The sequence below is a fragment of the candidate division TA06 bacterium genome, from assembly GCA_004376575.1.
Classification (GTDB): domain Bacteria; phylum Hydrothermota; class DG-26; order E44-bin18; family E44-bin18; genus E44-bin18.
Genome location: SOJN01000131.1, coordinates 1 through 5263, shown reverse-complemented (window position 1 = coordinate 5263; position 5263 = coordinate 1). Strand labels below are relative to the sequence as shown.

Sequence of the window (5263 nt, the reverse complement as noted above, 5' to 3'; positions counted from 1 at the left end):
GCTCCGAAGCCAATCCACCGCCCAGCGGCATTGACGAAAGTGCCACCTTTACGGCCTTGTGCAGAGTGTCCCGCCAGCCAGGCTGTGGTAGGTCAGGTAGGCCGGATTTGCCGTTGCCCAAATTCTTCATCTCGGACCATCCAAGATTGGGGATGGTAGTTGACTTATTGATAAGCACTCTACTTTGCGGACGGATTATGGCGAACATAGAAGCACCTGTCAAGCGGGATCGAGCTCAAGACGAGTCAATGTCTTCTGACTGTGTCCGAGGGGAACCCAGCTGTCTCTGCATCTCCCCTGAGAACCGCAGGCCGACGAGCCCCACTGCCTCTTGAAGATGTTGTTGCGACAGATGGGAGTACCGCATCGTCATTTTGATTGTTTTGTGCTCATGAATTGCCCGACTGTGGGGAGATAGCCTTCAGCTATGACAGGATGTGAGGCAAGTATGCGATGGAAATCGTAGAAGGTCTAAGGACCTAACACCGGGCACCCATCGAAGTGTATCAGAATTCCAGTGTGCCGGCTTCCTTCCATTTGCTCCACTCAAGAGTCTGTTTGTCCCTTTTTCTTCTCCATATTTTTGTTCTCAAGGCGAGATGGTTGAGCGTTCCTTTTGACAGTGCTTCAGTAAGGTTGATAACTGTCTTCCCGGGCTGTGGGTCTACCAACTCACGCTCAAGGTACTGCTCGTACTTCTTGTCACCATCCACAAGCGTGTTGAATGTTCTGCAGACCTTTGTGGTCGTCCTGTATTTCCAGAACATTTGCCCAATGACAATAGAACCTGTGTTGTCTTCAAATATGAGGTATCTCGATTTCCATACCGTTTTCTTGGATATCTTTCCTACTAGATATGCCAAATCACAAAAATCATCAAAATTAGCTTCTTCAGCTGTACACCATATGTCATATAGTGCTGGTTGACCTTCGGAGCTAATTCTTGTGAACTGAACATCAAAAATCTTTCCCCGGAAGAGTCGCATCTTAGTCTCGACCGAACTGGCTGCATATCCAAGGTCATCCAAGTCGCTGGCACCGAAAGCCATCGCTGCGCCGATTAGGCAAATACTAAGTACGATTCCAGAACATTTCATATCTAACCTCCGGGTTTTTGGCCATCTTGACCGCAAGATAGAAGGGCGTTACAATCGGTAGACTTTCAGAACCTCGTCGCCGTAGTGGTTGATGACTTTCACAGCAATCTTGCCCGTTTTGGGCGGATCGAAGGGCCGGCTCTTGGTCGAGTAGAGTGCGCTCCAGGCCGCTTCATCAATCTCTGCCCTGAGAGCGCGCTTCAACTTGTCGTAAGGCTCTTCCGCCCCGGCGAAGTATGCATGGCGGACAAAAAAGCTCTCCTCGTTGTAGTCTGTGTCAATGAACCAGCAGGCGATGTCGTCTGTGGAATGGCTGCGAATCTGTCCGGTGGTCGGGTCGTAAACGTCCACGCCTTTGATCGCCACGACCAGTTTTCCGTCCTTCTGTTTTGTCACCTTAAGGTCCGGTTCGCCGAAGACCATGAAGAGGTTTCCCGTGCCCGTCTTCTTCAACAGCTCATCGCCCATCGCCAAGTCCGGGTTCATCTTGGCCAGAAGGATGGTCAACTTACCGTATTGCGCCTTGCGCTCTGCAACGATTCCTTTGAAAGGTTTCGCTGACTGCGGGCTGAACTCCTTCGCCGCTTCCCAAGCATGGGGGTCGAAAGCGAAGCCGCAGACGACCAAAAGGTCGAAGCCCACACCCTTGACCGCCTCTTTGGCTGCTTCTTTTACTAACTCCGGGCCGACGGTTCCGTGCTCTGGGCCAATACACACGGCTACACGCTTCGCGTTACTATTCTCCGTGTATTCTCCATCGGCATGCAGCCACCGTCCGGCATAGGGCTCGAGACGATCGAACTTCAGGCGCTGGTTCCTGACCATGTTCTGCACTCCGGCTGTCTTCAGATTTTCCAGAATCATGGTCGTGAAGTCGTGGTGATCGCGTGCCTCGCGCTCCGTGACGGTTCCATCGAGATCATCGTCAGCGCTCAGAAACCTATGCGGGGAAAGGCTCTCTGCCGTGAACGGACCGGTCACCCGAATCCGCTTGGGGTCCCGGTAAGGTTGATCATAGAGAAGTTCTGTATCCGCCCCCACCGCAATAGAGTCGTCAATCTCCTTCTGCCGCTCTTTCCGCAAAGCCCACCACTGGGCCAAGAGTTCCTTTGCCTCCTTTGACCAAGCCTTGTGTGATTCGCGTGGCACCTCCCACTCCTCCCAAGACCTCTTCAGCATCTTGTTCAGCTTTGCCCGAACTGGCTCCAGTTTCTTGTGCCATTTGGCATGAATAACTTGAATCTCCTCATTGTTCGCGATGGACTTGAGCGTAATGTGCGGCTCCCGCCTATAGACAAAGCCTTTGCGCACATCCTTCTCCATCTTCGGCAGAGAAGCAGGAGGGGCCTGGCCCGTTACTTCGGCCTCCTTCACAAAGCCCTCTGGCGAGTCCGAAAGGAGATAGTAGGGAAACCTTGCTGTCATCAACCGCGCGCGCGCCAACGCCAGTGCCACGCGGGATGTATCAATAGTAATCCACCGCCTCCCCCACTGCTCCGCCACATACGCCGTAGTCCCACTGCCACACGTCGGGTCAAGAACAAGGTCCCCCGGGTCCGTGGTCATGAGCAGACAGCGCTCAGCAACTTTGGCCGCAGTTTGAACTACGTAATCCATATCGGTTTCGCCGCGTGTGTCCACCCAGGTATTAGTCATAGGGGAGTAACGGAAATCGTCAAAATACCGTTTGAAGATCCGCAATCCTTCTTGACGAACTAAGCGCCCTATCTTCCAGAGTAGCTTGGTACCTTCCACACCGACCGTCCAATGCCTATTAGTGCCGCACTTCAACAGATACCTTTTCCCTTCTGATCGGATGTGTATGTCTGCCGAGCCCTTTTCAGAGTACCCTGCCGAGACAATTGGCCCAGTCGCATAGACACGAAAATCTAGGGGAAGAGATGACGGATTCTGTATCTCGTCAAGCGTGATTGGTTCTCTTCGAGTGGTGCCATCAGGTAATTCGACAAATCTGTGTTCTTTGCTGCCTTTGCCTCCCAGGACTTTAGTGCTGAAGAGCTGCCGGTATTTCATCATCTTTCGTTTCTTGGCGTATAGGAGCAAGTAGTCCGAAGCGATAGGTACAAGGGTGGTTTTGGTTTGTCCGCTTGTCTTTGTGAATGATATCGTCGCGACATAGTTCTCACTACCAAAGACCTCATCCATCAGGCACCGGACGAGATGCACGTTCTCGTCACCAATCTGGACGAAGACGGAGCCGGTCTCCGTGAGAAGTTCGCGTGCCACCGCAAGCCGGTCACGGAGGTATGCCAGGTAAGAATGGATGCCGAGTCGCCACGTATCGCGAAAGGCCTTTACCTGTTCAGGCTGGCGGCTTGCGTCTTTGACCTTGCCGTCCTTCACATTCCGCTTCCGCGTGGACACCTGCCAATTCGACCCGAACTTAATCCCGTAGGGCGGATCAATGTAGATCATCTGCACCTTCCCCTTCAGCCCTTCTTTCTCGGCCAAGGAGGTCATCACCAAAAGAGAATCCCCGAGTATCATCCGGTTGGACCAGTTCTGCTCATGCAGATAGAACTCAATTAACTCCTCAAACTGTACCCCGTTGAAATCCGCATAGAGGTCAATTTGACGCGGCTTTCCTTCTTGCGCCTCGCGCCGCAAGTCCTCAATCAGAGCTTGGGGATGAATCTTCTCCTGAATGTACACCGGCACGGCAGGAACCTTCAAGTCCTCACGGTCCTGCTCGTCCTTGCCCTTCCAGACCAACTGCGGGTCCAAGGACGGGTCCCTGGGATAGAGGAGCGTTTTGGGCTTGGTCTCGTCTTCCTTGACGAAGTCTTCCAATTCTCGGGTCGGAATATTCACCCGCTTGTTCTTGTGCTTGACGCTCTCGAAAGATGCTCTCTTACCTGCTTTTGTGGCTTTCTTCCGTGCCATGGTCGCCCCCTCCACCATAAAAGTGCTGAAATCCTGCAAACAGCCCTTGACATATTATTATTATAATTATATTATTAGGTTGACTCATCTGCCATGTGTAGAAGGAGATCTTTCGCCGTCCTACAGGGCGGCGATTGCACTTCAGTTCATCCTCTTCGCGTACTTACCTTTTAGGCTTTTCCTTCGCGATTCTCCATCCACGTAAAAAGCGGTCACCAAGAAGGCGACTTCGCCAAGCCGCTCGTGCCTCTTCTCAAGGACGATGGCATAGTCCCAGTCTTCAAGCCAGAGATAGGTTCGCGGACGACCAGACGCTTCTCTAAAATCCCACACTTTCACTGCCAGATCGCTGGAGTTACTAATCGTTGGACCACACCACGGGAGACGTTCCGCACGTCTTGGGTCGAAAAGCCTCTCGGTGGTTTTGGACCCGATTCGCGTGATAAGGTGCCAGAAACCTTCTTCATGGACATCGCCTGGTACTATTCTAATGTCCCACCATACGGGGCGATTCTCAAACATCCTTCTGGTCTGCTTGAAATCCTTAACAAAGACGCTGTAGAGCGACGGCAATACATCGTTTCTCCAATCGCCATCGACAGAAATCGTGCCAGGGAGCCATCCGGGACGCGCTTTGGTCATTCCTGTTTCTCCGAGGCTTGCCACCGGAGCAGATTGACTTTATCTTCTCGAAGGAGGGTCGTATGGGTCAGCCTATAATGTGACCGACTTCTCATGCGCTCCACCAAAGCGCATTTCCCTGCATTCCCGGAGAGATCTCTGTTTGCATAGGAAACTGCACCGAGTAGCATATCCGTTAGCTGCATAATCTCGACCTCGTGTGATCTGACTGTCTGAACGTTCTCAATGATCTCCCATGAAACATCATAAAGGCTATTTCGGAGTACCTCGTGTAATCTCGCAATCTTCGCTGCCCCCCTAGTATCTTTGATGTCCAAGTAGATTCGATAGTGGGCCCTCGGGTCTAATATGACCTTTAACATATCGAAATACATCTTGTAATACCATTCATCGTGTGTCTGCCCGAATGTTTCGTGCCGGAGCTTGGACTTGTCCGGAACGATCAAAGCCCGGAAGTGGAGGTCGTCATCGTCAAAGAAATAGTCGAGCAAATCCATATAGAATTGTTTCTTCGCGGGAGAAACTTTTGTCCATTTGATTTCTAAGTCAGGTTTCAGTCCGTGATGAATCTTGATCTCTCGTATGCGGACCGAAGTCTCACGAACCTTCTCTATGGGACA

At 51.9% G+C, this 5263-nt stretch carries 4 protein-coding genes; all 4 read right to left on the bottom strand.

The window, feature by feature from the left end; genetic code table 11:
* Positions 1–506: 506 nt before the first annotated feature.
* Positions 507–1097 carry a hypothetical protein gene (locus E3J62_10870; protein ID TET44266.1) on the bottom strand — a complete coding sequence of 197 codons (591 nt, stop codon included), beginning with the start codon at positions 1095–1097 and terminating at the stop codon, positions 507–509.
* A 48-nt stretch (positions 1098–1145) separates the two neighbouring features.
* Positions 1146–4001 (bottom strand): site-specific DNA-methyltransferase, encoded by a 2856-nt coding sequence (locus E3J62_10865; GenBank protein ID TET44265.1) that lies wholly within the window; start codon positions 3999–4001, stop codon positions 1146–1148.
* A 141-nt stretch (positions 4002–4142) separates the two neighbouring features.
* Positions 4143–4643 carry a hypothetical protein gene (locus E3J62_10860; GenBank protein TET44264.1) on the bottom strand — a complete coding sequence of 167 codons (501 nt, stop codon included), beginning with the start codon at positions 4641–4643 and terminating at the stop codon, positions 4143–4145.
* On the bottom strand, positions 4640–5263 hold a 624-nt coding region (locus tag E3J62_10855; protein ID TET44263.1), incomplete at its 5' end, for a DUF3800 domain-containing protein. The genes E3J62_10855 and E3J62_10860, both read right to left, overlap by 4 nt.

Excerpts from the sequence above, each read along its gene's own strand:
- E3J62_10870 (TET44266.1), bottom strand. The coding sequence starts at position 1,097 with ATGAAATGTTCTGGAATCGTACTTAGTATTTGCCTAATCGGCGCAGCG.
- E3J62_10865 (TET44265.1), bottom strand. The coding sequence starts at position 4,001 with ATGGCACGGAAGAAAGCCACAAAAGCAGGTAAGAGAGCATCTTTCGAG.
- E3J62_10860 (TET44264.1), bottom strand. The coding sequence starts at position 4,643 with ATGACCAAAGCGCGTCCCGGATGGCTCCCTGGCACGATTTCTGTCGAT.